24 protein-coding genes and 1 pseudogene are annotated in these 26,357 nt (G+C 71.1%); 9 read left to right on the forward strand and 16 right to left on the reverse strand.

Annotated elements, in window-relative coordinates; genetic code table 11:
• Positions 1-5: 5 nt before the first annotated feature.
• Genes BMZ92_RS19185 through BMZ92_RS37840 form a run of 3 tightly spaced genes read right to left on the reverse strand, consistent with a single transcriptional unit; the run spans position 6 to position 3,218 of the window.
• A complete protein-coding gene (locus BMZ92_RS19185) occupies positions 6-953 on the reverse strand; it encodes a carbohydrate ABC transporter permease (protein ID WP_091509468.1) in 948 nt (315 codons plus the stop codon).
• Positions 943-1,854 (reverse strand): carbohydrate ABC transporter permease, encoded by a 912-nt coding sequence (locus BMZ92_RS19190; protein WP_091509470.1) that lies wholly within the window; start codon positions 1,852-1,854, stop codon positions 943-945. The genes BMZ92_RS19185 and BMZ92_RS19190 overlap by 11 nt, the downstream gene beginning before the upstream one ends.
• Positions 1,851-3,218 (reverse strand): ABC transporter substrate-binding protein, encoded by a 1,368-nt coding sequence (locus tag BMZ92_RS37840; RefSeq protein ID WP_218153497.1) that lies wholly within the window; start codon positions 3,216-3,218, stop codon positions 1,851-1,853. Before BMZ92_RS37840 ends, BMZ92_RS19190 begins: the two co-directional genes overlap by 4 nt.
• Before the next feature lie 196 nt (positions 3,219-3,414).
• Between BMZ92_RS37840 and BMZ92_RS19210 the strand changes: the two genes are divergently transcribed.
• Complete coding sequence (locus tag BMZ92_RS19210) at positions 3,415-4,206, forward strand: FadR/GntR family transcriptional regulator (RefSeq protein ID WP_177228771.1); 792 nt, start codon at positions 3,415-3,417, stop codon at positions 4,204-4,206.
• A gap of 304 nt (positions 4,207-4,510) precedes the next feature.
• Positions 4,511-5,836, forward strand: a complete 1,326-nt coding sequence (locus BMZ92_RS37845) for a cytochrome P450 (protein WP_218153498.1) — start codon at positions 4,511-4,513, stop codon at positions 5,834-5,836.
• Between the two features lie 40 nt (positions 5,837-5,876).
• On the opposite strand, the pseudogene BMZ92_RS38835 reads toward BMZ92_RS37845, so the two are convergent.
• A pseudogene (locus BMZ92_RS38835) lies at positions 5,877-6,149 on the reverse strand (LysR family transcriptional regulator substrate-binding protein); the annotation flags it as partial.
• A gap of 273 nt (positions 6,150-6,422) precedes the next feature.
• Here BMZ92_RS38835 and BMZ92_RS37435 point away from each other — a divergent pair.
• The gene (locus BMZ92_RS37435; RefSeq protein WP_177228772.1) at positions 6,423-6,722 is read left to right on the forward strand and encodes an imine reductase family protein; all 300 of its coding nucleotides are present in this window, start codon (positions 6,423-6,425) and stop codon (positions 6,720-6,722) included.
• 63 nt (positions 6,723-6,785) lie between these two features.
• On the opposite strand, the gene BMZ92_RS19230 is transcribed toward BMZ92_RS37435, so the two are convergent.
• From BMZ92_RS19230 to BMZ92_RS19265, 8 genes are all read right to left on the reverse strand, one after another.
• Positions 6,786-7,655, reverse strand: a complete 870-nt coding sequence (locus BMZ92_RS19230; RefSeq protein WP_091509483.1) for an alpha/beta hydrolase family protein — start codon at positions 7,653-7,655, stop codon at positions 6,786-6,788.
• A complete protein-coding gene (locus BMZ92_RS19235; protein WP_091509485.1) occupies positions 7,652-7,990 on the reverse strand; it encodes a DUF4387 domain-containing protein in 339 nt (112 codons plus the stop codon). Before BMZ92_RS19235 ends, BMZ92_RS19230 begins: the two co-directional genes overlap by 4 nt.
• A complete protein-coding gene (locus BMZ92_RS19240; protein ID WP_177228773.1) occupies positions 7,983-9,362 on the reverse strand; it encodes an acyclic terpene utilization AtuA family protein in 1,380 nt (459 codons plus the stop codon). The genes BMZ92_RS19235 and BMZ92_RS19240 overlap by 8 nt, the downstream gene beginning before the upstream one ends.
• A gap of 5 nt (positions 9,363-9,367) precedes the next feature.
• Entirely contained in the window at positions 9,368-10,339 is a 972-nt protein-coding gene (locus BMZ92_RS19245; protein ID WP_091509487.1) for a phosphoglycerate dehydrogenase, read from the reverse strand.
• 13 nt (positions 10,340-10,352) lie between these two features.
• A complete protein-coding gene (locus BMZ92_RS19250; RefSeq protein ID WP_091509490.1) occupies positions 10,353-11,624 on the reverse strand; it encodes an MFS transporter in 1,272 nt (423 codons plus the stop codon).
• 75 nt (positions 11,625-11,699) lie between these two features.
• On the reverse strand, positions 11,700-13,766 hold the full coding sequence (locus BMZ92_RS19255; protein ID WP_091509491.1) for a hydantoinase/oxoprolinase family protein: 2,067 nt from the start codon (positions 13,764-13,766) through the stop codon (positions 11,700-11,702).
• On the reverse strand, positions 13,763-15,373 hold the full coding sequence (locus tag BMZ92_RS19260) for a hydantoinase B/oxoprolinase family protein (protein WP_091509493.1): 1,611 nt from the start codon (positions 15,371-15,373) through the stop codon (positions 13,763-13,765). The genes BMZ92_RS19255 and BMZ92_RS19260 overlap by 4 nt, the downstream gene beginning before the upstream one ends.
• Entirely contained in the window at positions 15,370-16,452 is a 1,083-nt protein-coding gene (locus tag BMZ92_RS19265; protein ID WP_091509852.1) for a tartrate dehydrogenase, read from the reverse strand. The genes BMZ92_RS19260 and BMZ92_RS19265 overlap by 4 nt, the downstream gene beginning before the upstream one ends.
• A gap of 125 nt (positions 16,453-16,577) precedes the next feature.
• Here BMZ92_RS19265 and BMZ92_RS19270 point away from each other — a divergent pair, with 125 nt between their 5' ends.
• Positions 16,578-17,480: a LysR family transcriptional regulator gene (locus BMZ92_RS19270; protein ID WP_245783138.1), complete on the forward strand. Its 903-nt coding sequence runs from the start codon at positions 16,578-16,580 to the stop codon at positions 17,478-17,480.
• A 10-nt stretch (positions 17,481-17,490) separates the two neighbouring features.
• Here BMZ92_RS19270 and BMZ92_RS19275 read toward each other — a convergent pair whose 3' ends face one another.
• Positions 17,491-18,693 (reverse strand): metal-dependent hydrolase family protein, encoded by a 1,203-nt coding sequence (locus BMZ92_RS19275; protein WP_091509495.1) that lies wholly within the window; start codon positions 18,691-18,693, stop codon positions 17,491-17,493.
• Positions 18,694-18,699: 6 nt separating this feature from the next.
• Positions 18,700-19,557: an enoyl-CoA hydratase/isomerase family protein gene (locus BMZ92_RS19280; protein WP_218153499.1), complete on the reverse strand. Its 858-nt coding sequence runs from the start codon at positions 19,555-19,557 to the stop codon at positions 18,700-18,702.
• A 121-nt stretch (positions 19,558-19,678) separates the two neighbouring features.
• On the opposite strand from BMZ92_RS19280, the gene BMZ92_RS19285 reads away from it, so the two are divergent.
• The 3 genes from BMZ92_RS19285 to BMZ92_RS19300 all read left to right on the forward strand — a co-directional run bounded on the left by BMZ92_RS19285 (position 19,679) and on the right by BMZ92_RS19300 (position 21,833).
• Positions 19,679-20,305, forward strand: a complete 627-nt coding sequence (locus BMZ92_RS19285; protein ID WP_091509499.1) for a TetR/AcrR family transcriptional regulator — start codon at positions 19,679-19,681, stop codon at positions 20,303-20,305.
• 289 nt (positions 20,306-20,594) lie between these two features.
• Positions 20,595-21,089 carry a TetR/AcrR family transcriptional regulator gene (locus BMZ92_RS19295; RefSeq protein WP_091509503.1) on the forward strand — a complete coding sequence of 165 codons (495 nt, stop codon included), beginning with the start codon at positions 20,595-20,597 and terminating at the stop codon, positions 21,087-21,089.
• 30 nt (positions 21,090-21,119) lie between these two features.
• Positions 21,120-21,833, forward strand: a complete 714-nt coding sequence (locus BMZ92_RS19300) for a GntR family transcriptional regulator (RefSeq protein WP_091509505.1) — start codon at positions 21,120-21,122, stop codon at positions 21,831-21,833.
• Positions 21,834-21,914: 81 nt separating this feature from the next.
• Here BMZ92_RS19300 and BMZ92_RS19305 read toward each other — a convergent pair whose 3' ends face one another.
• Positions 21,915-22,481 carry an O-methyltransferase gene (locus BMZ92_RS19305; protein ID WP_091509507.1) on the reverse strand — a complete coding sequence of 189 codons (567 nt, stop codon included), beginning with the start codon at positions 22,479-22,481 and terminating at the stop codon, positions 21,915-21,917.
• A 168-nt stretch (positions 22,482-22,649) separates the two neighbouring features.
• Between BMZ92_RS19305 and BMZ92_RS19310 the strand changes: the two genes are divergently transcribed.
• Both BMZ92_RS19310 and BMZ92_RS19315 read left to right on the forward strand, forming a co-directional pair.
• Complete coding sequence (locus BMZ92_RS19310; protein ID WP_091509509.1) at positions 22,650-23,783, forward strand: S1 family peptidase; 1,134 nt, start codon at positions 22,650-22,652, stop codon at positions 23,781-23,783.
• Between the two features lie 71 nt (positions 23,784-23,854).
• Positions 23,855-24,199 carry a hypothetical protein gene (locus BMZ92_RS19315; protein ID WP_143249898.1) on the forward strand — a complete coding sequence of 115 codons (345 nt, stop codon included), beginning with the start codon at positions 23,855-23,857 and terminating at the stop codon, positions 24,197-24,199.
• Here the strand turns inward: BMZ92_RS19315 and BMZ92_RS19320 are convergent.
• Positions 24,171-26,216, reverse strand: coding sequence for an MGH1-like glycoside hydrolase domain-containing protein (locus BMZ92_RS19320; protein WP_091509514.1), 2,046 nt, complete (start codon positions 26,214-26,216; stop codon positions 24,171-24,173). The genes BMZ92_RS19315 and BMZ92_RS19320 overlap by 29 nt on opposite strands.
• Positions 26,217-26,357 lie beyond the last annotated feature (141 nt).

Consider the following 26,357-nt stretch of genomic DNA (forward strand, 5'->3'; position numbering starts at 1 on the left):
CGAGGTCACTCCTTGGTCGCGCCGGCGAGCATGCCGGCGACCAGGAAGCGCTGGGAGAAGAGGAAGACGAGGAGGACAGGGGTGATCGCCACGAGCGTGGCGAGCGCGAGCTCCGGCCGTTGCACGGCGGCGGTGCCGACGGTGGGGTTGAACTGCGGCACCGCGTTCAGCAGGGTGCCGAGCCCCACCTGCACGGGGAACTGGTCGCTCTCGGGCAGCAGGACGTAGGGCAGGAAGTAGTTGGTCCAGTTGGCCACGAAGCTGAAGAACCCGACCAGTGCCACGACCGGGGCGGCCAGCGGCAGCGCGATGTGCCGGAACACGCCGAACTGCGAGCAGCCGTCGAGCTTCGCCGCGGCGATGAGGTCCCGCGGCAGCGAGGTGGTGAAGTAGATGTAGGTCAGGTACACGCCGAACGGGTAGAACGCGTACGGCAGGATGACCGACCACATCGAGCCGATCAGGTGCACCGCGTTCACCTCCAGGAACAGCGGCACCACCAGCGTCGCGTTGGGCATCAGCATCACCACGAGCGTCGCGACGAGCAGCGTGCGCCGGCCGCGGAACTCGATCATCGCCAGTGCGTAGCCCGCGGGGACCGCCACGCACAACGTGATCACGAGCGCGACGGACGAGTACACCGCGGAGTTGCCCAGCCACGAGAAGATCGCGTTGTCCTGGAACGAGGTGAGCGCGTGCCAGTTGTCGGCGAGCGCCCGCCACGAACCGAACGACAGCGGGCTGCCGTGCACGAGCTGGTCGTCGGTCTTCGTCGCGGCCAGCAGCAGCCACACCACCGGCAGCACGAAGAGGACGAGGAACAACGCGAGCACCAGTGCCGACAGCGGGTTCGGCAGTCCCCTCGCGCCGTGCCTCCGCGGGCGCGCGGGCACCGGGCGCCCGCCGCTCCTCGCCTCCGCCGCCCGGGTCGGCACCCTGGTGTCAGTCGGCATCGAAGAACCCCGATCGTGCGACGAACACACCGGCGACGGCGAGCCCGATCACCAGCAGCTCCACCGAGATGGCCGCGGCCGTGTTCACGTTGTTGTTCTGGAAGGCGAAGTCGTACGAGAGCTGGTTGAGCGAGTAGTCGTGCCCGGCGACGCCCACACTCGCCTGCGACAGCAGCTGCGGTTCGACGAACAGCTGGGTGCCGCCGGCGAAGGCGAGGATGACCATGTAGACGATCCACTTGCGCAGCAAGGGGATCTGGATGCGCCACGCGGTCTGCCAGACCCCCGCGCCGTCGATCCGCGCCGCCTCCAGCAGGTCCGGCGAGATGTTGTTCAGCGCGCCGTACATCACCACGATCCAGCCGCCCGCGCCGGTCCAGAACGCGATCAGCGTGAACAGGACCGGCAGGTTCCCCGGCGCCACGACCTGGCCGAACGCGTCGAAACCCAGTGCCCGCAACAGGAAGCTCACCGGGCTCACCGACGGGTCCAGCATGAACAGCCACACCAGCACGCTCGCGGAACCCGCCAGCGCACCCGGGATGTAGTACAGGAAGCGCAAGGTCCGGCTGGCCGCGCCCGAGCGCAGGCGGTGCAGCAGCAACGCCAGCCCGACCACGAACACCACCAGCGAGGCCAGCCAGAACACCAGGTAGAGCGCGACGTGCCCGACCGCGGACAGGTACCGGAAGTCGCTCGCCGCCTCGGCGAAGTTCGCGAAGCCGGCGAAGTTGTCGCCCGCGTCGGTGAACGCGAAGTACACCGCGTAGAGCGTGGGCACGACCCCGAACGCGATCAACAGGACGACGTACGCGAAGACGAAGAGGTGCCCGGCCCGGCCCGGCCATCGCGTCCGCCGCCGGGACGTCCTGGCCGGGCGGGCCACCGTGGCCGTGCTCACTGCCCGACCTCGTACCCGTTGGACCGCGCGTAGTTGACGATCGCGTTCTGCCAGTCGGGCAGCAGGGACACGATCGACCTGCCCGAGGTCATCCCCGGCGTGACGGTCGCGGCCCAGATCGCCTCCTGGCTGAACTGCCCGTACCCCCAGCCCGGCCACACCTGCTTCGCGGCCGTCTGGAGCGGTTCCGCGATGTCACCCACGTAGTACCCGGCGGCGTTCTGCTTCGCGAGCCAGGTCTTCGCCGCCGGGGCGTAGGCCGGGTAGCCCGGCGCGAGCTGCCCCTGGTAGGCGTCCGAAGTGGTCACCCAGGTGAGGAAGTCGGTGGCGTCCTTGAGGTTCGCGCTGTGCGCGGACAGCAGCCACGTACCGCCGCCGACGTTGCCCACGGACGGTTCCGGGTCGCCCGCCCACTGAGGCAACGGGGCCACCGCGATCTGCCCCTGCGGCGTCTTGAACGACTCCTGGAACACCGAGCCGCCGAACCACGACGGTCCCGGCATCATGAGGACCTTGTCGGCGGCGTTCTTGTCGAAGTCGGAGCTGAACACGCTGCTGGTGGCCATCGTGTGGTTGGCGATCAGCGTGTCCAGCAGCGAGGCCATCCTCGTGCAGTTCGCGCTCGTGGTGTTCACCTTGACCGCCTTCGGGCCGGTGATCTCGTTGGCGCCGCACTTGGCGGACCACAGGTAGATCTCCGGGGCGAAGCTGTCACCCGCCGTGCCGACGAGGTAGCCGGGGTGCTCGGTGGCCACCCGCTGCCCCAGCGCCTGGTACTCCTCCCAGGTCTTCGGCACCTGGTAGCCCCACTCCCGCATGAGCGGGGCGTTGTACCAGAGCACGGTCTGGGCGAGGTCGTTGCGCAGGCAGTACAGCGTACCGTCCACAGTGCACGGATCGTTCGAGCCGGGAGCCCAGTTCGCCAGCGTCGCCTCCGGCACGAGCCCCTTGTTCAGCGGCGCGGTGAACCCCGCCTGCACCGCCCACGAGACCTCGTTGTTCTGCGAGCTGAACACCACGTCCGGCCACCCGCTCCGGGTGCGGTTGAACAGGCTGACCTTGGTCTGCAGGTAGTTCGAGCCGTTGGCGTCGCCGTCGTAGGTGACGATGTCCATCTGCACCGACGGGTGTTCCTTCTGGTACAGCTGGGCGGCCGGCAACCGGGTCGAGTCCACCCAGACCGTGATCGTCCCGCCCTTCTGGTCCACCGGCCGGAACTCGCCCTGTGCGCCGGTCCCGCTCCCGCCGTTCCCGCAGGCCGTGACCGCGGCGAGCACGGCCGCGGCCGCGAGGACCACCCCCGCGTACCACCCGCGCCGCCGGGGCGTTCTCCTGCCGCGGGTCGCGTCGGCAACAGGTGTCATCAGCTACTCCACTTCGTCGTGGCACCGGAAGGTCTGACTGATCGGACAAGGTTTCCCAGGATGTATGCGACACATTCGTGATGTCGCGCTGGCGTGTCCATGAAAACCGGTGCGCATCGGCACGTCAAGAGAGGAGCGTGAGAAAAATAAGTCATACACATTGTGCCGTCGGTATCGGGGATGTATGTTTCTCGGGATGTCCGACGACGAAGGAGGCGAGTGGGTGGACGGCGTGCCCGCTCCGGCCGGTCCCGGCCCTGACGAGAACCGGCAGGCGGCCCCCTACCGGCCCGGCTACGAACTGGTGGCCGAGCAGATCCTCCGGCTCATCGCGGAGCTCGACCTGCGCGCCGGTGACCGCATGCCGACCGAGAACGAGCTGGCCGCCCGCCTCGGCGCGTCGCGGACCGTGGTGCGGGAGGCGATCAAGATCCTGTCCGCGCTCGGGCGCGTCCGCGCGCAGAAGGGCCGGGGCCTCTACGTGGCCGACGACGAGGGGATGCTCGGCTCGGCGCGGTGGTCGGGCTTCTTCCTGCCGACCGACCTGGACCACGTCTACATGCTGTTCGAGTTCCGGCGGGTGCAGGAGATGACCGCCAGCCGCCTCGCGGCGACGCGGGCCACCCCCGTCGAACTGCGGGCGATCGAAGCGGCCGCGGAGACCTGCCGCCAGGGACACCTCACCGGCGAAGCGGCCCTGTTCGACCGCGGGGACGAGGAGTTCCACCTCGGGATCGCGGCCGCGTCCCACAACCAGTTCCTGCTCGCCGCGGTACGGGAAGCGCGGCGGCTGCAGCACCAGTCCAGCACCATCGGGCTCCACGGCACGGTCGGCGGCCACGCCGCCGAGGCGGTCGAGGAGCACGCCGCGATCTACCAGGCGATCCGGGACGGTGACCCGGAAGCCGCCGCACACGCCGCCGCGGTCCACCTCGACAATACCCTGGAGGACTACCGCCGCGAGATCCAGCGGCGGGTCTTCGGCTGACCGGCGTCGCGCGCCTGCCTTTTCATACACGATCACCGAGCCGTTCAGTCAGACCTGCCCGGCAATCGGGGGACGGGTACTTGTCCCGGGCCCGCACGGCTTTCACGCTGCTGTTGTTGGAAAACGACCGATTGGAGGCAGGATGAGCAAAATCATCTCCCGTGCGACCAAACGGATCTTCGGTATGGGCCGGATGGCGGGCCGCTACGTCTGGTACCACTGACCGACCGGCACGGGCCGGCTCGCCGTGCGGTGGGCCGGCCCGTGCCGCGGGCCGTATATCCACTTCGGACAGGAGGCGGCGTTGACCGAGCACCTACCACCGGGACCGCGGGGACACCGGCTGCGGGGCAACCTCCCCCGCTACGAAGCCGACCGGCTCGGGTTCCTCCGGCGCTGCCAAGAGGAGTACGGCGATTTCTGTTCCTTCGACGGGAACACGGTGGTCGTCAGCGATCCGGCGACGGTGCACGAGATCCTCGGCAAGACCAACGCGGAGTACCTCGCGGAGGGCACGCTGTTCGCCGGAGGGGACGACCTCGACGAGGCCGCGGAGCGCGCCGCGGTGTGGATGGCCGCCCGCCGCAAGGGATCGCGGGGTTTCAACCGCAGGGTCGCCACCGCGCACGCCGAACGCATGATCGGCATGCTCGACGAGCAGCTCGGCCGGGCCGGTTCGCAGACGGTCGACGTGCAGCCGCTGATGGCCCGCGTTTCCGGGTGCATGGTCGCGGACTACTGCTTCAGCGGCGAGGGCAGCGAACTGGTCGAGACCATCGAAGCCCAGGTGGCGGCCGCGATCCCCATCATGTCGGCGGCACGCGTGCTGCCCCGGTGGATGCCCGCGGCGAGGAACCGGCGTTTCGCCGCCGCCCGCCGCAGGACGATGGCCGCGATCGGCGGGATCGTCGACCGGCGCCGCGCCCGCCCCGCCCCCGAGTCGCCCCGCGACCTGCTCGACGTCCTGCTGGCCGCCCGCGACCCCGAACTCACCCAGCACCAGATCGAAGAAGTGCTCAGGGTGACGTTGCTGGCTTCCTACGGCGTGCCCGGCACGACGCTCGCCTGGATCGTGCGCGAGCTGTCCTTCCGCCCGGACATCCAGGCCCGCGTCCAGGACGAGGCGACCGCGTGGGACGGGCGGGAAACCCCGCCGGAACTGGCGGAACTCCCTTACACGGAAGCGTTGGTGAAGGAGATCCTGCGCGCGTACACGCCGACCTGGCTGATGGGGCGGACGGTGCGGGAGGAAGTTCGGGTCGGCTCGTGGACGCTGGCGCCGGGACGGCAGATCATGTTCTGCCCCTACCTCATCCACCGCGATCCGCGGTGGTGGGACGAGCCGGAGAAGATCGATCCCGGGCGCTGGCTCGGCGAGAAGGCGCCCCACGCACGCCACGCGTACTTCCCTTTCGGCGCCGGGCCTCGGACGTGTCTCGGTACCCACCTGGGCATGCTGCAGCTGACGCTCGTCACGTCGTGGCTGGCGCGGCGCTACGCCATCGCCGTCGAGACGCCGGGCACCGTTCCCGCCAGTCCCGCGGCCCTGCTGTCGCCGGCGGGCCTGCGTGCCTCGTTCGCCGTGCGGGAGCACGAGGACGCGGGGTTCGTCTCAGCGGGCGGCCGGTGAGTCCGTCGGGCCGGATTTCCGCCACGGCGCCGAGCAACGCGGTGACGAACGCCGTGGTCGCGGGCGGGTCCGGCGGCTCGCCGTGGGCGGCCAGGTAGACGTGCCGCCGGAACTCCCCCACCTCGCTGGCTTCGATCCCCGGCGTGCGGTGGGTGCGCAGGGCGAGCCCCGCCATCGTGGTCACGCCCATGCCGGCCGCGACGAGCGCCTGCTGCACGATGGGGTCGTCGCCGGTGCAGGCGATGGACGGGACGAAGCCCGCCTTCGCACAGGCGCCCAGGAACTCGCGGCGGCAGTTCTCGCAGCCCGCGATCCGCGCCGCGTCGCGGTTGCCTCATCGACTAACAGGCGATGTACGACGTCCTCCGCGACGCCCGTGATGCGCTGGCCGGACGTGTCGTCGTCAACCTGAGTTCGGACACCCCGGCGCGGACACGGGAGGCCGCCGCGTGGCTCGCCGAGTGCGGGGTGTTCTACAGTGGACCGAGGGAGGCTTTCGAGGTCCACGAGCGGTGCTGCGGCACCTCGGCAGGCCGGAGTACCTGGGCGCGACCACGCGCTGGCGCAGCTGTTCTACCGGGCGCAGTTGACGATTTTCCTCACCGCGCTTTGCGCGTACCTGCAGGCGTTCGCCCTGCTGGACGCCGGGGGCACCGACCCGGCGCGGCTCGCGCCGTTCGCAAGGAGGTCACGCTACCCCGGCTACCTCAGCACGGCGACGATGATGGGCGCGACGGCGGCGCACATCGTGGGGACGTCCCGTGACCTCGGGGTGGACGCGGCGCTGCCCGAGGCGGTGAAGTCCTTGTACGGCAGGGCGATCAGCGCGGGGCATGGCGTGGAGAACTGGACCAGCCCATGGGAGGCGGTCGCGAAGCGGCGGTGAGGATCGCGCGCTGGCCAGCGCCGGGTCTCGGCAGGCGGCGCGTCACGGCCGTCAGGCCCCCCGTTACGCGTTCGGCATCTCCGAGGCCGACACCAGGCTTTCCTGATCCACGCTGGGAGCAACACCCGCTTCCGCCAGCTGAGTGGTGAGAAACTCCACCACCGGCGCGCGTGTGCCCGGCGCGCTGTGCCCGACGCCGGGCACCACGACCATGCGGACCGGGGATCCGTGCTGCGCAAGGCTTTCACGCAGGCGGGAGAGCTCCTCCGGGCGGCTGCGGCCGGCCCGGCCCATCGCGGCCAGGTCGGCCCTGCCGTCGTCCTCGGAGCCGACGACCAGCAGGACCGGGATCCGCGCAACCGCGGCGGGATCGACGGGAATCCCGAACCGCCGCTCGGTGTCGGCGATGCCCTCTGGCCAGTCGAGGGCCTCGTCGAGGACGGTGACGCTGCCCGGCGCGCCCACGGCGACGGCGATGACCCGGTCCGGGTGGAGGAAGAGGAAGCGGTTCGCGAACTGGCCGCCCCCGGAGTGCCCGCACAGCAGCACGCGGTCGGTCCGCGCGTGCCACCGGTGCCGGACCTCCTCCAGGATGTCCAGCACAACCAGGTCGAACCGGACGCCGCCGGAGTCGATCGTCTTGTAGTTGTCCACGTCGTCGGGGCCGTTGAGGCCGACCGGGAACAGCGGGACCACGACGATGACGCCGTGCTCTTCCGCGAACGGGATGAACCCCTCACGCAGCTCCCCCACGCTGCGGCCCGTGCCGTGCACCGCCACCAGCACGGGCAGCTCGCTGTCCGGGGTCCAGCTCGTCGGGACGTAGACGCTGTAGCTGCACCGCGGATCCCGTGGCGCCACGAAGAACGGCGAACGCTTGGTCAGCAACCGCCGGCCGGGGTGGGTGGCGGGCAGGTCGGCGACGCGGATCACGAGGCTTCTCCCCCGGCTCGGCCGGGCACGGACAGGCGCGCCAGGGGCACGTGGTGCTGGCCCGCGTGCACGTCGCGGTCCCGCAGCGAACCCTGGCTCACCGGACGCGGGAAGGAGATCTTCACGACGTTGAGCGACGGGATCCGGAACAGCTGCACCGAATCCGCGTCGACGCGGTAGAGGTCCGCGACCACGCGTTCGTTCAAAAAGGACTCGTCCGCCGCGATCCGGTACCCCTCCTCGTCACGCAGGAACACCTCCATCGTGACCCAGAACGGCCCGGCGTTTTTCGAACGGACCTCGTGGGCGAGGTCCGCGAGGGTGGTCTCAGGCACCGGTGCTCTCCATCTCGATCCGGAACAGTTCGGTGGGGTTGTCGCAGTCCACGACGTGGTTCAGCACGAACTCGTAGGCCGCGCCGCGCTCGACCTCGGCGGGTGACGACGCGAACGCCAGGCTCGGCAGATAGTCCATCCCGGGCGCGGGCAGGTGCAGCATCAACGGGTTGGCGACCTTCGCGACGGCCGTCGCGGTCGCCTGGTCGGGCGCGTTCACGAGCAGCATCACGCCGACCTCGCGCGGCGGCCCGCTTTCGGGTTCCAGCTCGTCCAGCACCGCGTTGTACCCGTAGAGGCGGAGGTCGAAGGCGTACTCGTCGTCGGCCAGCCCCAGCGTCTGGCTCACGCGCTGCCGGAGGATCGTGTGCATCAGCTCCGCCCACGCGTCGAGGTCGGCGAGGATGAGCGGGTCCCGGATCGCGGAGAACGACATCGTTTCGTAGCCGGTGATCCGGGCGCCTTCCAGCTTGATCGTGTACTGGTCGGCCGCGTGGAACTTCGAGCCCTCGACCCGCACGATCCGGTCGTCGACCGCCGTGTAGCGCGCGTCGCGGACGTCGAGGGTGCCATCGGGTTCCCGCATTTCGAACGGGTTCACCGTCTCGTACAGCATGTGTGCGGCCACGGTGGTCGGCGTGCAGGACACCGCCGGGTCCAACGGCTCGATGGTGAACCCGTCGGCGTCGATGGTCGCCAGCACCCCGCCCGCGCGCGGGTTGGTGGTGCACTGCCCACCGCACTCGACGATCTTCGCGGCGTGCCACGTGGGCCCCGGCGGCATCCCCTTCATCAGCGGGTACGCGGCCGCCAGCGCGGTGTCGGTGGCGCGGCCCGCGAGCACGACCTGCGCACCCGCGCGGAGTGCCTCGACGATCGGCTCGTGCCCCATCGCGCCGACGATGTGGGTGCAGCTTTCCAGCGTCTCCGCCCGCAGCTCCCCCAACGGCGGCAACGGGTGCACGCGGCCGGAGTCGAGGTATTCCTTCAGCACGGCCGAGTTCTGCTCGCTGTAGATCCGCGCGACCTTGAGGTCCAGCCCCGCCTCCGCCATCACCTCCGCGACGATGCCGGCCACCCAGTCGACACCGCTGTCGGTCCCGCTCGTGCCGCAGGACCCCACGATCACGGGGATGCCGGCCGCCGCGGCCGCCGTCAGCGCGCTGCGCAGGTCGCGCTTCACCGCCTTGGCGGTCGTCTTGGGGGACGCCGACCCGAGGTAGTGGGGGCCGGAGTCCGTGGACCCGCCGTCGATGCTGATCACGTCGGCGCCCAGCGCGATGCCGCGCTCGACCGTCGCGTGGTCCCAGCCCGCGCCGAGCATGCCGCTCGGCGTCAGCACGCGGACGGACTCCACCGGTTCGTTGTCCATGGTCCTCATTTCTTTCCCTCGGCGATCAGGTCGGCGTTCACCGCGAACCGGGGACGGCCCGCGAGTGCTGCCAGCAGTTCCTCCGCGCCCTGGAGTCCCGCCGTGGCACGGGCTTCGGCGGTCTGGCCCGCCAGGTGCGAGTAGACGACGATGCCGTCCACGCCCCGGAGCGGGCTGCCGGGCGGCAACGGCTCCTCGCGCGCGACGTCGAGCGCGGCACCCGCGATCTCGCCCGACCGCACCGCGGCGGCGAGCGCGTCCTCGTCGACGATGGCCCCGCGCGCGGTGTTGACGAGCAGCGCGGTCGGCTTCATCTGCTTGAAAGCGCTTTCGTCCAGCAGGCCCCTCGTCCGGTCCGTGAGCGACGTGTGGACGGAGACGTAGTCGGAAACGGCCAGCAGTTCCGGCAACTCCACGAACCGCACCTCGGCGCTGTCCCGCAGCTCCGGCGGCACGGAGGTGGTACAGACCATGTGCATCCCGAAGGCTCGTGCCAACGGCACCACCGCCCGCGCCGCCGCGCCGTAGCCGATGAGGCCGAGCGTCGCGCCCCGCAGTTCGTGCCCGTCCTCGCGGGGCCAGATCCCGTTCGCCACGCCCTGCGCGGACTGCACCAGCCGCCGCGCCCCGGCGAGCAACAGGCCCATCGTGTACTCGGCGACGGCGTTGGCGTTGACACCGGGCAGGTTGCTCACGCTGATGCCCAGCTTCGCCGCGGCGACGGTGTCGATCGAGTCGTACCCGACGCCGGTGCGCACGATGGCGCGCAGCCGCGGCGCGCGGGCGAGGACGTCGGCCGTGAAGGGGTCGTGGCCCACCAGCGCGGCGTCGATCCCGTCCAGCGCCGCCTCGAGCTGTTCGGGGTCGCGGCGCCCGCTCGGGGGCTTGTGGACGGTGTCCAGGCCTGCCCGTCGCAGCAGCCGGTCGACCTCGTCGCCGGGGCGCAGGTAGTCCGTGGTGATGAGAACGCGGGGCACGTCTTCCTCTCCCTCAAAGCGCCCGGCCGGTGGCGGACCGGCGCTGCAGCGCGCTGACCCGGGCGACGCCGAGCACCGCTACGAGCGCGACGATCGCGACGTCCAGCAGCATCAGGGGCCAGCCGGTCACGTCGACCATCGCGCCGACCAGTGCGGGCCCGAGGAACCCGCCGCTCGCCCAGCCCACGGTGTACAGCCCGGTGTAGGTCCCGACGACGCGGTCCGACGGGGCGAGGTTCCACAGCACGACGACCGCGTTGACCAGGAACGCGGACGCGGAGGCGGCCGCGAGGCACAGCGCGACCATGGCGCCGGTGGGGGTCCGGATCACCGTGCCCAGCACCATGGCCGCCGCGAACGCCGCCATCCCGATCATCATCACGCGGAGCCGGCCGAAGCGTTCCGCGAGCATCGCGACCGGGTAGGCGGCGACGATGAAGGCCACGCCGCTGGGCAGCGTCAGCCCGCCCGCCTCCCCCGCGGACATGCCCAGCGCCTCCATGCCGTAGGGCGTGATGAGCGACCGCGAGGCGGCCCACGCGCCGCCGAAGAACAGGATGGACAGGATGAGCAGCAGCCTGCTCCGGTCGGAGTCCTTGATGATGTCGGGCACGATGTCCCGCACGCGGACGCGCACCCGCGACTCGGCGTGCTGCTCGCGGTCCTCGGCCAGCGCCGCCTGGTAGGCCGGGGACCGGCTGTCCCGCACCTTCAGCGCGAGCACGAGCACGGACACCACCATCAGGATCGACGGGATGGCGAACGACAGCCCCGGGTGGTCGTCGATCAGGAGGATGCTGATCAGCGCCGCCACGATCGCCGTGACGCTCGACGCGATCTTGACCGCCGCGTTGGCCCGGCTCCGCCGTTCGGGCGCGATGAAGTCCGGCAGCAGCGCTTCGGCGATCGGCTTGAACGAGTTCGCGATCAGCGCGTAGGCGAACATCACCGCCACCAGCAGCGGCAGCGACGCCGCCACGTGCGGGATGACGAGGAACAGCAGCGCCGCCACCGGCATCCCCACGACGAGGTAGGGCATCCGGCGGCCCCACGACGTCCGGGTGTTGTCCGACCGGTTGCCCATCCACGGCTGCACGAAGATGCCGAGCAGGTTGTCCATGCCCATCAGCAGGCCGATGAGCGCGGCGCTGGTGAGGTGCTGCCGCAGCAGCGGCGGGACCTGGGACTCGTAGAGGTTCCAGGTCGACTCCTGGGCGAACACCGCCAGTGCCACGAAGAACGTGATCCGCCCCGTGCGGACGCGCTGAACGGTCGCTGTCGTCATTGGCGCAACCTTTCCTCCCGCCACCGCCGAGGGTGGCGCTTACGCTATAGCAAAAGACTCATAGATTGCAATTAGCTATGCCATGGCAGATTCGAACTCGACCAGGAGCGTCAGGTCGTCGTCGACACGGATCCGGCACTCGGGCCCGAAGCAGCACGAGGACTCGCGCTCCTCGAAGACCGCGGGCCCGGTGATCTCCGTGCCCGGTCGCAGCCGGTACCGGTCCCAGACTGTGGCCCGCAGCCAGCCGTGCCCGGGGATCCACACCTCACGCGTGCCCCGCCGCGGATCGCCGTCGAGCGGTTCGCACGCCAGGGAGACGTCGTGCCCCGGCAGCTGGGCCGAAAGCCGCCAGTTGACGACCTCCGCGGGGCCGCCGAGCGAACGCCCGAACGTCGCGCGGTACGCCTGCTCGAAGGCGGCGTGCAGGTGGTCGAGGTCCAGCTCCCCGTCCGGCAGTGCGACCTCGATCTCAGACCCCTGCCCCAGGTAGCGCAGGTCGGCCGAGCGGCGGAACCGCACCTCCTCCGGCTTCTCGGGCCGCAGCACCGCGAGGGCCTGTGCGGCCATCTCCTCGTACGCGGCCGCGACCCTCGCGTCGTCCACTTCGGACAGTGCGGAGGGCAGGCTGCGTGCCTGGTCCACCGTCGGCGCGGCGACGAGGAAGCCGTAGGCCGACATGACCCCGGCCCGCATCGGCACGACGATCCGCCGGATCTTCAGCTGCTTCGCCAGACCGTAGGCGTGCACGGGGCCGGCCCCGCCGAACGCCACCAGCGCGAAGGCGGCGGGATCCCGGCCCTGCTCGGACAGGTGCATCCGGGCGGCGGCGGCCATGCTCGCGGTCGCGACCTCGACGATCCCCGACGCGGCACCGACCCGGTCGAGCCCGAGCGGCTCCGCCACGTCCCGGTCCACCGCCTTGTGCACCTCCGCCGTCCGCAGCCGCATCTCGCCGCCGAGGAACGCGGCGGGGTCGAGGTAGCCGAGGACGAGGTCCGCGTCCGTCACCGTGGGCCGTTCCCCGCCGCGGCCGTAGGCGACGGGCCCCGGCACGGAACCGGCGCTCCGCGGGCCGACCTTGAGCAGGCCCAGCGGATCGGGCGCGGCGATCGACCCGCCGCCCGAGCCGATCTCGATCATGTCCACGACCGTCAGCCGGACCGGCAGCCCCGAGCCCGGTTTGAACTTGTCGACGCGGCCCGCTTCGAAATCGTGCTTGCGGCGGGGTTCCCCACCGCTGACGACCGCGATCTTCGCCGTCGTGCCGCCCATGTCGAACGAGAGGACGTCGCTTTCGCCGAGGCGCCGTGCCACCGCCGCGGCCGCGATCGCGCCCGCCGCCGGCCCGGATTCGAGCAGGCGGACGGGGAACTCCTTCGCGTCCTCCACGGTCGTGATCCCGCCTGAAGACAACACGATGTGCAGCGGCGCGTCGATCCCCATCGCCAGCAGGTCGTCCCGCAGCGCGTCGAGGTACCGCGACATCAACGGCTGCACGTAGGCGTTGAGGCACGCGGTGCTCGCGCGCTCGTACTCGCCGAGCACGGGGGCGACCGCGCTGGACAGCGTGACCGGCAGCCCGGGGTGGGCCCGCGCCAGCAGCTCCCGCACGCGTCGTTCGTGGCGGCCGTCGCGGTAGGAGTGCAGGAACGCCACCGCCACCGCCTCGACGCCCCGCTCCAGCAGGTCCGCCACCTCCGCCAGCACCCCCGCCTCGTCCAGCGGTTCCAGCTCGGTGCCGTCGGAGCCGATGCGGCCGCCCACCCCGCGGCACAGGTGCCGGGGCACGAGCGGTTCGGCGGGACGGGCCAGGAGATCGGTGGTGTCGAACCTGATCTCCCTGGCCATCTCCAGGGTGTCGCGGAAGCCGCTCGTGGTAAGCAGGCCCACGACCGCGCCAGTGCGTTCGAGCAGGGTGTTGGTCACCAGCGTCGTGCCGTGCACGACCGCGGCGACGGCCCCGGCGGGCGTGCCGGTTTCGGCCAGCAGCCGCGTGATCCCGGCGGTGATCGCCTCGTTGGGGGCGTCCGGGGTGGTGGGCAGCTTGCCGGGCCAGGTCAGGCCGCGAGCCGGGTCGTGCAGCAGCAGGTCGGTGAACGTGCCGCCCACGTCCACTCCGATGCGGACGGTGCGCTTCATCGGACGTACCCACCGATCTCGTCGGCCAGCACGAGTTCCGGCTCGCGGTCCTCCGGCGCGCCGTAGCCCCCGCCGCCGGGGAAGGAGATCACGACGGAAGCACCGGGCGCGAGCTGCGAGATCGACTTCAGCGGCACGCGTTTGCCGTTGTCGAGCACCACCTGCGCGGTGGCGCCGGGTTCGCCGCCGGCGAGCCCGAGCGCGGGGTGCCGTTCGCGGTCGCCGAGCAGCACCAGCTGCACCGGGCGGCTCGTCGGGTTGTGCACCTCGATCTCCTGCCCCAGCCCGCCGCGGCGCCGCCCGCGGCCGCCGGATCCGGCCCGGAGTTCCTTGCGTGCGAACCGGAGCGGCGAAGCGACCTCCATCGCCTCGACACTGCCGCTGCCGGAGTTGGTCGGGAAGGCCGTGGCCGACAGGCCGTCCTTCTCCTTGGACGCGCCCATACCGCCGTTGGCGAAGAGCATCTGGGCGAACGGGCGCCCGGCGTCGTCGACCCCGGCGAAGCGGACCCGCAACGCGGGCGCTCCCCCGCTGTCGGCGATGACCCGGTCGGGCAGCACCGGCGCGAGCGCCTGGTAGATCGCACACGAGAGCAGGTGCCCGGTCAGGTGGCGCGCGACGACGGGCGCGGGGAACCGCGGGTTGACGATGCTGCCTTCGGGGGCCGTCACGCTGATGGCCCGGTAGGAGCCCCAGTTCGTGCGCGTCGCCGGGTCCAGCAGGATCTTCAGCGGGTACATCGAGTACGCGCGGGTGTAGTTCAGCGTGGAGTTCGTGGAGAACGGCACCTGGCCCGAGGTTCCCGTGTAGTCGATCTCGATGCGGTCGCCGCGCACGGTGACCGCGCATTCGATGCGCGTCGGATGGCCTTCGACGCCGTCGGCGTCCAGGCCCGCCCGGTACACCCCGTCCGGCAGCTCGCGGATCGCCGCGCGCATCGCCGCGTCGGTCATCGCGTGCACCTGCGCCGCGAACTCCTCGAAGTCCGCTTCGCCGAAGTCGTCGAGGAACTCCCGCGCCCGGCGTCCGCACACGGCGTGCGCGGCGGCCTGCGCCTCCAGGTCACCCCACAGGTCGTCAGCGAGGCGGACGTTGGCCAGCAGCAGATCCTTGACCCCCTGTTCGAGCCGGCCCGCGCGGTACAGCCGCACGGGCGGGATCAGCAGGCCCTCGGACATCAGGTCCGTGGCCCCCATCGACGGGCTGCCGCCGATGTCGGGCGAATGCGCCGCGGTACCGGCGAAAGCGACGAGCGCACCGCGGTGGAAGACCGGGGTGATCATGGCGATGTCGGGCAGGTGGCCGGTGGCGATCCACGGGTCGTTGGTGATGACGCAGTCGCCGTCCTGCCACTCCTCGTGCGGGAACCGGTCCAGGATCACGGCGGTCAGCGAGCTCATGAGCGCGGCGAACCCCGGGATGCCCGCACGGGACTCGGCCATCGTGCGGCCCTGGCGGTCCATCAGGACGACGGTGTAGTCGTTCGACTCGCGGATGATGGTGGAGAACGCGGTGCGCAGCATGGTCGACGCCGCCTCGTCGGTGGCGGCGGCCAGCCGGTCCCACCGTACTTCGAGCCCCACCGGGTCGGGCACGGGCGCGTTCACGACGCCGCCCCGATCGCCGTGGCGATGGCCTTGCCGAGGCCCTCGGTCGTCCCGGCACCGCCGAGGTCCGGGGTGAGCACGCCCGGCTGCTCGTCGAGCACGCTCTCGATCGCGGCCACGATCCCCGCCGCCGCCGTGGTCTCCCCCAGGTGCTCCAGCATCATGGCGCCGCTCCAGATCTGCCCGACCGGGTTGGCGATGCCGCGCCCGGCGATGTCCGGTGCCGACCCGTGCACGGGCTCGAACAGGCTCGGCCACGTGCGGTCCGGGTTGATGTTGGCGCTCGGCGCGATCCCGATCGTCCCGGCGCACGCGGGGCCGAGGTCGGACAGGATGTCGCCGAACAGGTTGCTCGCGACGACCACGTCGTAGGAGTCGGGCCGCAGCACGAACTTGGCGGTGAGGATGTCGATGTGGTCCTTGTCCGCGGCCACCTGCGGGTACTGCCGCGCCATCGCTTCGGCGCGCTCGTCCCAGTACGGCATGGAGATGGAGATGCCGTTGCTCTTGGTCGCCCACGTCAGGTGCCTGCGCGGGCGGGCGGCGGCGAGTTCGAACGCGTACCGCAGCACCCGGTCCACGCCGGTGCGGGTCATCACCGTCTCCTGCAGCACGGTCTCGCGGTCGGTGCCGTCGAAGATCCGGCCGCCGATGCTGGAGTACTCGCCCTCGGTGTTCTCGCGGACGACGAGGAAGTCGATGTCGCCGGGCTCGCGGTCGCGCAGCGGGCTGCGCACCCCGCGCAGCAGCCGGACTGGCCGCAGGTTGACGTACTGGTCGAAGCCGCGCCGGAACCGCAGCAGGCTGCCCCACAGGGAAACGTGGTCGGGCACCACCTCGGGCCAGCCGACCGCGCCGAAGAAGATCGCGTCGAAACCGCCGAGCACGTCCCGCCAGTCCGGCGGCAGCATCTCCCCGTGGCGGACCCAGTACTCGGCGCTGGCGAAGCCGAACTCGGCCGTCTCCAGCTCGAACCCGTGGAGATCGGCGGCGGCCCGCAGGCACCGCAGCCCCTCCGGGACCACTTCACGACCGATGCCATCCCCCGGGATGACCGCGACACGATAACGGCGCGACACCACCATCTCCTTCGACGCCGGAGCTGTTCCGCGCTCCACTGTGGTCCGCGCCGGGTACCGCGGCAAGACGCTCGGCGGCAACCTATCCTTTCTCCCATGGAAACCCTCAGCGCCGGGGTGACGTCGTGACGAACTCGATGGACGACCTGCACTTCTTCCACGTGGTCGCGTCCAACGAGACGCTCACCGCCGCCGCCCGGGAGCTCGGCTGGTCGCTCCCCGCGGTGAGCAAACGACTGAAAGCCCTGGAACAGCGGCTGGACGTGCGCCTGGTGCACCGCGGCACGCGGCGTCTCGTGCTGACTTCGGAGGGTGAGCTCTACGCGTCCCACCTGGAGGCGATCCTCGACCGGCTCCGGGAGCTGGAGGACCTGATCACCCACGGCTCCGGCGAGCTGCGGGGGTCCATTGTGGTCCAGTCCACGCTCGGCCTCGGCCGCGCGCACATCGCCCCGCTGCTGGGCGAGTTCACCGCGCGGCACCCGCAGGTCGGCATCCAGCTGCGCACGTCGGCACTCCCCCTGCGCCCGCACCGGCACGAGTTCGACCTGGCCGTGCACGTGGGGCTGCCGCCGGACTCGACGCTGCGGATGCGGCGGCTGGCGAAGAACCGTCGCGTGCCGTGCGCCGCACCGTCCTATGTGGAGCAACGCGGGATGCCGGAGCGGATCGAGGACCTCGCGGAGCACGACTGCATCGTGCTCCGCGAGAACGAGGGCGACTTCGACCTGTGGCGCTTCGGCGACGCCCGCCACCCGCGTCAGGTGCGGGTGCGCGGGCGCCTGTCGAGCAACGACGGCGACGTGGTGACCGACTGGGCGCTCCAGGGCCGCGGGGTGATCATGCGGTCGGAGTGGCAGGTGCGGTCCCACCTCGACAGCGGCGCGCTGGTGCGGGTGCTGCCCGGCGTCCCGACTCCGCCGGCCGACATCTACGCGCTCCTGTCCGACGACGTGCACGTGCCCCGGCGCGTCAGCGAGCTGATCAAGTACCTCGCCGCCCACCTGCCCCGGCGGATCGGTCCCTGAGGGAGCAGCCTCAGCGGACCTTGACGCCGTCCTTGAAAACCGCTCGAACCCGCTGCTTCAGCTCTGCGAATTCCAGCGCGTCCCCGTCGACGAGGACGAGGTCGGCCCGTTTGCCGGGGGTGAGGGTGCCGAGTTCGGCATCCACGCCCAGCAGTGCCGCGGCCGACGAGGTGGCGGCCACGAGCGCGCCGGCCGGACTGAGCCCTCCCTCCACCATCAGCGCCAGCTCGCTCAGATTGGCTCCGTGCGGGAAGACGCCGCTGTCGGTCCCCATCGCGATCTTGACACCCGCATCCACCGCACGCGTCATCGCGTCCCGGTGGATCTCGACTATCTCCTCCGCGTACTCCAGGGTGCTCGCCGACACACCGGCGCCCGACGCCCCGGCACTCACGATCGCGCGCGGCGCGGCCAGCGTCGGCACCAGCCACGTTCCGCGTTCGACCATCAGGTCGATGGCCTCCTCGTCGAGGAAGATCCCGTGTTCGATGGACCGCACCCCGGCGCGCACTGCCGCCTTGATGCCCTTGGCCCCGTGTGCGTGTGCCATCACCGGGAGCCCCACGGCTTCGGCCTCGGCCACGACCACGGCGATCTCGTCGTCCTGGAACTGCGAGTGCTCCGGACTGTCCGTGTGGGACATGACCCCGCCGGTCGTGCAGATCTTGAGCACGTCCGCGCCGGCCCGGATGATTTCGCGCGCCCTCTGGCGCACCGCGTCCGGTCCGTCGACGACACCATCCGGCCGGCCCGGGTGGGGCAGCAACGGGGTCAGGTGGAGACCCGACGGCAGCCAGCTGTCGCAGTGACCGCCGGTCTGGGACAACGCGGTGATGGAGATCTGCATCCACGGGCCGTCGATCAGCCCGTTCTCGATGGCCCGCACCATGCCCAGGTCCGCACCGCACGCGTCGCGCACGGTCGTGATCCCGCAGTCGAGCGTGCCGGACAGGTTCCGGGCGGCTTCGTAGAACTGGTAGGAGAACGGACGAGCCGCCGTGCTGAACACGCCCGTCCCGCTCACCGTGACGTGCACGTGGCAGTCGAACATGCCGGGGATGACCGACGTGCCGGCCGCGTCGATCGCGACATCCCCGTCGAGCCCACTGCCGACTTCGACGATCCTGCCGTCCTCGAACGTCACGTCGGCTTCCGCCGGGGCCGAGCCGGTGCCGTCGAAGACGCGGCCGTTGCGTACGACCGTGCGTACCATGGGACCTCACCAGGCCTTGCGTTGGTTGCCCTCTTCGACGGTTTTCGCGGCCATCCCCTGTTTCTTGCCGCCCAGCATGCTCAGGCCCTGGTGCGAGACGTGGAAGCCCAGGTCCTCGCTGACGAGCTTCTTCCACGGTCGCGAGAGGATCGAGTGGGTCATGCGCCGGGCGTAGCGCGGTCGCTCCATGATCATCTCGGCCAGCTCCCAGGCCCTCGCCAGGAGCGAGTCGTGCGGCACGACCTCGTTGACGAGCCCGAACTCGAGCGCCTTCCGCGCCGGGATCGACTGTCCTGTGTAGATGTGGTGGGCGGCGCGTTTCGTCCCCATCAACGCCTGCAGGGCCAGCCCCAGCCCGTCACCCGGGGCCGTACCGGCGAGGAAGTGCGGATCCATGAGGTCCGCGTCCTCCGTCGCGAGGGTGATGTCGCACAGCAGGGCGAACTCCGTGTGGACGCCGGGCCCGTTGATGGCGGCGATGGTGGGGATCTCCAGCGCCGTCACGAAGTTCTCGATCAGCTTGGTGCCGTCGTAGAACTGCTGGTAGATGTAGTCGGGGTCCTCCTCGTACAGCGGCTTCTGCCACACGTCGCGCGGCGCGCCGCTGAACCACCGGTCGCCGGTGCCGGTCAGGATGAGCACCTCGTTGTCCGGATCGTTCCCGACGTCCTGCCACACCCGGTTCCACGCGTTGTGGGCGGCCCAGTTGTGGACGTAAGTGCCGCCGTCGGTGTGCATCCGCAACTCGAGGATGCCGTCACGCCGTCGCATGACGAAGGAGTCTTCGTACTTCTTCGCGTACTCCTCCAGGGACGGCGGTGGCACGTATCCCGGCCACCGCGCGGCCAGATCCTCTCGGGACATGGGCAGCTCCTTCATCGTCGAACTCCTTAAAGCAACACGAGTCTTGCATTAAGGCTGCGGGGAGTCAACCCGGTATCGTCAGGGCGGATCCGTACCGCACCGACTGGAGAGCGACCCGACGATGGCGGAGCAGCCAAAACGAGCACGTCCCGGCGGCCGCACCGCGGCCGTGCGGCAGCGCATCCTCCGCGCGACGATCGAACTCGTGGCGAAGCACGGCACGGAACACCTGAACTACGAGGAGATCGCCCGGACCGCCGGGGTGAACAGGGTGACGCTCCACCGCAACTGGCCGTCGCGCAACGACCTGCTGCGCGACGCCCTCGCCGAGTTCGCGAGCGAGTCGATCCCGTTGCGGGACACCGGAAACCTCGTCGCGGACCTCACCGACTACCTCTGCACGATGGCCCGCACCGGACAGTCCACGGTCGGACGGGCACTGCTGCAGGCGGCCATGCACTCGGGCGACGAGCCGGTCATCCGCGAACTGGGCCTGCAGCTGCTGGACAACCGGCTCCCCGAAGTACAGGCACTGCTCGACCGGGCCACCGCACGCGGCGAGATCCCGCGGGTCGACGCGGTCTTCATCAACCAGATGCTGTCCGGACCGGTGCACCTGCACCTCACCAGGGGCCGGACACCGTTCGAACGCGCGGACGCGCAACGCATCGTCGACTTCGTCCTGGCGGGAGCGCGGGCCACGGCAACCGAGCCGGACGTCCACAAAGGACGAACACGAGCCACGTGACGGGGGCGCAGCTCCCAGGGGATGGTGCCGGACAGGACCGCGCGTGGATCGTGCTGTCAGTGATCAGGGCGCGGATCTGCAGCGTCGCCGCGCGCGGAGAGCTCTGGCTGATGAGGATGCCGCCCTCGCCGCGTTCGCGCATCTCCCCCAGTTGCGCGGCCCCCGGGGTCAAGTCGGCGGCGGACTGGAAGTCCGCTGTGTTCAGCGGCGCGCAGGACACCACCTCGATCCTGCCGAAGCGGTCCCGGATCGCGCCGGCCAGCGCGGGGATCTCTCACCGGCCAGTGCCGTGAGCCGGTCGCGGTTGCGGGCGACGAGGGCGACCCGGAACCCCTCCCGGCCGAAGGCCGCGACCGAGGTGTTCCGGGAGAAGGGCCTGGGGGTACCGCTGGAGGAGATCGCGCAGCGGGCGGGCGTCAGCGCCGGGACGCTCTACAACCGGTTCGGCGGCCGGGAGGCGCTGATCGACGCGGTGATGCCCGCGCTGGTCGCCGAGCGGATGGGCGAGGCGCTGAGCCGTGCGGAGGCGCTCGCCGATCCGTGGGGCTCGCTGGTCACCTACGTGACCGTGCTGTGCGAGCAGCAGGCCGGGGACCCGGCTTTCCGCGACGTCGTCAGCAGGCAGCTCGCGGGCAGGCCCGAGCTGACCGCGAAGTGCGAGGCCGAACTCGGCAAGTCGGTCCCCTTGTTCGAGCGCGCGCGGCGGGCCGGGCTGCACGCCGGCGCGACGCACCCACTGCCCGCGCCCGCTCCGGACGCGGACCAGATCCGGCGGATGCTATAGCAAACCGGCGGGGAGCGGTACGATGAGCGTGTGACCGAGGATCTTCTCGCGACGCTGAAGAGCGACACGCTCGCCGATCGCGCGTACAAGGCCATCCGTGACGCCATCGCGACGGGAGGCCTGCGCAGCGGGGAGAAGGTCACCGAGCGCGGCCTGGCCGCACAGCTGTCGGTCAGTCCGACGCCGGTCCGCGAGGCGATCCGCCGTCTGGAACAGGACGGTCTCCTGGTGCGCAAGGGCCCGCGCACGGTCATGGTCTCCGAGATGGGCGACGCGGCGCTGGAGGACCTCGCCGAAGTGGAGGTGGGCCTACGTGGCATGGTCGCGCGGTTCGCCGCCCGCCGCGCAACGCCGGAGCAGCTCGACAGCCTCGACGCGATCCTGGACGAGGCCGACGACCTGCTGATCCTGATCGTCCAGCGGAAGCAGGCGGGACAGCACCCGCAGCGGCACCTCGACCAGCTGATGGACACCATGCAGCGGTTCAACGACGCGCTGGAGGCGTGCGCGGGAAACCCCGTGCTGACCCGCCTGCTGGACCAGGCCAGGGTGTTCTCCCGCGCCGAAAGCCGGGCCCGCCGCCTCGAACGCATCGCCCACGACCCGACCTTCGGGCTCGACCGCTACTCCGGCCACCGCGCACTCGTCCGAGCCCTCCGGGCGGGCGACGCGGAAACCGCGGAAGCCCTCGTCACCGCCGACGTGCGCGGTGGTCTGGACGACCTCCTCCACCCACCCCGCTGAGCCTTCCCGCGTCAGCGGCGCCAAGCCAGCTGCCGCCCCACTCCAGCCCGGCGCGGCGGAAGCACCCCCAGCCTTCCCGCGTCAGCGGCGCCAGCCGAGGTGCAGGCCCTTGCCGACGGGCACGGTCGCGGCGACGAACGCTGAATCGACGGCGATGAGCGCCAGCACGTCGGCCACCTCCGCGGGGTGGGACAGGACGTTGTCGATCGCGAGGACGCCGCCCGGCCGCAGGACCCGTGCGGGGTGAGGCCACCAGCCCGCGTACCGGGTGCGCTCGGCGTCGAGGAAGAGCAGGTCCACGGAAGCGCTTTCCCGCCGCGCCAGGTACGCGCCGCCGTCCTCGATCACCCGCGTCACGCCCAGACCCGCCAGGTTCTCGGCCACGCCGGGCCACTCCGCCACGTCCACGGTCGTCACGCGGCCACCCGTGTCGCGGGCGGCGTCGGCGAGCCACATCGCCGAGTAGCCGTTCGACGTCCCGATTTCGACGACCTCCCTCGCCCCCGCGATCCGCAGCACGAGCGTGAGCAGCTCGGCCGTCGCCGGTTCGAGGTTGCGCAGGCGCCGCAGCCGGTCCGGCTCGGCCGCGTCCTGTGCCGCGCCCCGCTCGAACAACCCGGCCAGCCGCCGGCGGAATTCCTCGTCCACGCCGACAGTATCCCGTTCGCCGGGACGGAACCTTCGGAGGGAGCCGAACGGAGCAGCGCCGGACAGGAATCGGACAGAGCGGCGGAAAAGTCTAGACCACTGACGGCGATCGCTCGCACACTGCCCGCACGGTGTGTTTTTTCCGGTCCCCCCAGGAGGTGTATCCCCTTGCGCCGACGAATCGCGATCGCACTCGGTGGTGCGGCAGCTCTCGTCCTCGGTGTCACCACCGCCGCACTGACCCCGGCCACCGCCGCGCAGGCCGCTCCCGGCCTGATTTCGGCTCTGCAGCGCGACTTCGGCCTCACCGCCGAACAGGTCCAGACCAGGTTGACCCAGGAGAAGGCGGCGACCGAAGCCCTGCCGGCCGCCGAACGCGCCGCCGGCACGGCCTTCGCCGGCGCGTGGTTCGACGCGGCGCGGGGCAAGCTCGTCGTCGGGGTGACCGACCCCGCCGCGGCCCCCGCCGTCGAGCGGACGGGTGCCGTGACGGTGCCCGCCAAGGTCAGCGCGGCGAGCCTGGACGCCGCGAAGGCCAAGCTCGACGACTCGGTGCGGGCGCAGGCCGCACCGGCGTCGGTGACCAGCTGGCGCACGGATCCCCGTCACGGCAACCTCGTCGTGGCGGTGCAGCCCGGCGCGCAGGGGGCCGACGTCGACGCGTTCCTCGCGCGGGCGCGGCAGACCGGGGTGCCCGTGACGGTGGAAACGGCGGCACGTCCGCAAACCGTCGCGGCCGGCACCGTCGGCGGCGATCCTTACTACATCAACGGCAACGTCCGGTGTTCCATCGGGTTCTCGGTGCGGGGCGGGTTCGTCAGCGCCGGGCACTGCGGGCAGCCGGGCGCGTCGGTGACCGGCTGGGACGGCTCGGCCATGGGTTCGTTCGCAGGCTCGTCCTTCCCCGGCGACGACTACTCCTACATCACCATCGGCAACGGCTGGTGGACCACGCCGGTCGTGCTCGGCTGGGGCACCGTGAGCGACCAGCTGGTGCGCGGTTCCGCGGTCGCGGCCCCCGGCACGTCGATCTGCCGCTCGGGCTCGACGACGCACTGGCACTGCGGCGTGGTGGAAGCGCTCAACGAGACCGTGAACTACCAGCAGGGCACGGTGTTCCAGCTGACGAAGACCACGGTGTGCGCGGAGCCCGGCGACTCGGGTGGCTCGTTCATCTCCGGTGACCAGGCGCAGGGCGTCACCTCGGGGACGACGGGCAACTGCAGCACCGGCGGGCACACGTGGTTCCAGCCGGTGAACGAGATCCTGCAGCGGTACGGACTCTCACTCGTGACGGCCTGACCGGTACCGGCCGGGCGCTCCGCGTAGAACTACTCATGCGCGGGGCCCCGGCCGGCCCCCACACTGGGGCCATGACCGGAACGCGACGTCCCGGCGTGGCCCTGGCCGGGTTCGCGCTGTGTGTGGCCTTGCTGGTGGTGGACGTGGTCGCACTGGCCGGGGACGCCTTCGGGGCTTTCGGCTGGCACGCCGGTGAGTACACCTACACCTTCGTCGCCATCACCCTCGCCGCGATCCTGGCCGGCTGCCTGCTGAAGCTCGCCCGGCCACCGTGGCCGTCGTTCGGCACGGGGCTGATCCTGGGCGCGACGCTCGGTGCCGTGGCCCTCGCCGCGGTGGGCGCACTGCTCCTCATCGGACTGTCGCAGTGGTCCAGCGCGGCCGCGGTCAGTGGAATTCCAGCCAGTCGAGGTTGAGGGCGCCCGTGTCGCCGGACTCGTAGGACAGCGTCACCACGGGGTTCGGCCCACTCACCGGGATGTCGCCGAACGTCACGGTGCCCCAGGCGTCCCAGCTGTCGGAGACCCTCGGGAACGCCACCTGCCGCACCTTCCGCCCGTCGACGGACAGCGTCATCGTGCGGCTGTCGCTGTTGGCGTTGGCGTACCGCAGGGTGATCGCGCCCGTGCCCGCGGCCGCCGTCGCGCGGTGCACGGTGAACGACGACGACGCGCCCTGCGCCCACAGCCCGTCGAGGAAGGCGCGGCCGGAATAACCGGTGTGGTTGACGTTCGTCTTCACGCCGCCGGTGTTGAGCGCGTCCTCGGCTTCGATGTGGGCCGGATCGGGGCAGCCACGCAGCGCCGCGACGCCCGGCGTGTCGGGGCACGCGTCCCGCGCGTCGGTCACCCCGTCGTCGTCCCGGTCGCCGTTCGTGGCGCCGGTGAGCACGATGTTGACGGTGTGCTCGCCACGCAGCGACGCGGGAACCGAGTTCCCCGGCACCCTCCTGCCGTCGAGCGTGAACGACCGGATGCGGGTCCCCGCGCCGTGCAGCGCGACGGTCAAGTCGGCGTCGCGGTAGTGCAGGTTCCGCAGCGTCACGTCACCCCAGCCCGCCGGGAGCACCGGGCTGAACGCCAGCCCGGCGTCGGTGAAGTCCATGCCGAACAGTCCGTTGTGGATCATGCTGAGGAACGCCGTGGCGGACCAGGTCTGGTCCGGTTCCGAGCCCCAGTGGAACTTCACGGTGTCCCCGAGGCGTTGCCAGCCTCCGTCGACGACGCCCGTGTTGCCGTTGTAGATCTCCCAGAACCCGCTGTTGCTGTTCGCGAGTTTGGCCAGCCGGGCGGTTTCCGAGGCGAACGCGTCCTGCTCCCCCTGCTGCGCGAGCGCCTTGGCCCACAATCCCTGGACGAGCGGCCACACGATCGCGTTGTGCCTGCCGGGCTGCTCGTCGGAGTACCGCGCCCAGTTCGGGTAAGTGTCGGGCATCCCCCACGGCATCTCGGCCGCGTGCGAGACGATCGAACGGGCCTGCGCCGGGTTCGCGATCCCGAAGAGCAGCGCGAACGCGAGACCGGTGCCTTCCTGGTAGGCGCCGTGGGTGCCGTCGGCGAGCACCATGTAGTCGTAGAGCCCGGTCCGCTGGTTCCAGAAGTGCCGGTTGATCGCGGACTTCAACGCGGCGGCCTTGGCCCGGTACCCGGCGACCTCCCCGCCGGGCCGTCCGAGCCGCTCGGCCATGTTGGCCAGGTTGACGTACGCGGCGTAGTAGACCTCGTTGGTGCTCAAGAACATCCCGTTCGCCACGCCGGGCCATGGCATGCTCCCGGTGCTCACCGACTCGGTGGCGTCGGCGGGCGGCGCGGGGTATCCGGCGATGCCGTCGTTGAAGAACGAGGCGCCGGTGAACAGCCCGTAGCCCGGGTTGAACCCGGGAGCCGCGCTGTGCTCACGGATCGCGACGGTGTCCGCCGCCGTGCGGTAGGCGTTGTCCAGGAACGTCCGGTCGCCCGTGACGAGGTAGTGGTTCCACGCGGCGGTCACCCAGATGACCTGGTCCCACTGCTGGTCGTCCTGCTGCACGCGCAGGTTGCCCGCGGCGTCCTTGTCGACGACCGACCACAGCGTGTTCTCCGCCTGCGCCGGGGAAAGCAGGCTTGCCGCGTTCCAGCTGTTGACCGACGCGTCCCGGGTCCAGGGCTGGTCGTACCCGCCGCCCGCGCGGATGATGCCGACGTCCGGATCGAGCAGGCCGCTCTTGCCGTAGCGGACGGGATCCGCGGCGATCGTGTTGGTGCGCAGCAGGTTGTCCAGCGCCGCGCGGTACGCGTTGCCGTACAGCGCCTGGCTGTCGGGGCTGGCGAACTCGAGTGAGGGCGCCGGGGGCGCCGTGCTGCCGCTCGCGCCGGGTGTGAAAACGGTCGCGCACAACGCGGTGATCAACGCGGCGACCGCTCCACGGCGGCGCCCGGTCAGCCGGTACTTCACCTGATCATTCCACCACGGCACCCGGTTTTCGCCGCCGTGGAAGGGAAAACCTGTCCGCTTCTGTCACCCGCCGCTCAGGGCGGCCTGCTCACCGCGATGAGGTCGACGACCATGACGACGGGCTCGTCGGCGCCGCGGTGA

Origin of the sequence: Amycolatopsis sacchari, from assembly GCF_900114035.1 — a bacterium.
Taxonomy (GTDB): domain Bacteria; phylum Actinomycetota; class Actinomycetes; order Mycobacteriales; family Pseudonocardiaceae; genus Amycolatopsis_E; species Amycolatopsis_E sacchari.

What these genes read in the sequence shown, in the direction of transcription:
- BMZ92_RS19185 (WP_091509468.1), bottom strand. Translation starts at nt 953, where the DNA reads ATGCCGACTGACACCAGGGTGCCGACCCGGGCGGCGGAGGCGAGGAGC.
- BMZ92_RS37840 (WP_218153497.1), bottom strand. Translation starts at nt 3,218, where the DNA reads ATGACACCTGTTGCCGACGCGACCCGCGGCAGGAGAACGCCCCGGCGG.
- BMZ92_RS19210 (WP_177228771.1), top strand. Translation starts at nt 3,415, where the DNA reads ATGTCCGACGACGAAGGAGGCGAGTGGGTGGACGGCGTGCCCGCTCCG.
- BMZ92_RS19240 (WP_177228773.1), bottom strand. Translation starts at nt 9,362, where the DNA reads ATGGACAACGAACCGGTGGAGTCCGTCCGCGTGCTGACGCCGAGCGGC.
- BMZ92_RS19250 (WP_091509490.1), bottom strand. Translation starts at nt 11,624, where the DNA reads ATGACGACAGCGACCGTTCAGCGCGTCCGCACGGGGCGGATCACGTTC.
- BMZ92_RS19255 (WP_091509491.1), bottom strand. Translation starts at nt 13,766, where the DNA reads ATGAAGCGCACCGTCCGCATCGGAGTGGACGTGGGCGGCACGTTCACC.
- BMZ92_RS19275 (WP_091509495.1), bottom strand. Translation starts at nt 18,693, where the DNA reads ATGGTACGCACGGTCGTACGCAACGGCCGCGTCTTCGACGGCACCGGC.
- BMZ92_RS19280 (WP_218153499.1), bottom strand. Translation starts at nt 19,557, where the DNA reads ATGTCCCGAGAGGATCTGGCCGCGCGGTGGCCGGGATACGTGCCACCG.
- BMZ92_RS19285 (WP_091509499.1), top strand. Translation starts at nt 19,679, where the DNA reads ATGGCGGAGCAGCCAAAACGAGCACGTCCCGGCGGCCGCACCGCGGCC.
- BMZ92_RS19315 (WP_143249898.1), top strand. Translation starts at nt 23,855, where the DNA reads ATGACCGGAACGCGACGTCCCGGCGTGGCCCTGGCCGGGTTCGCGCTG.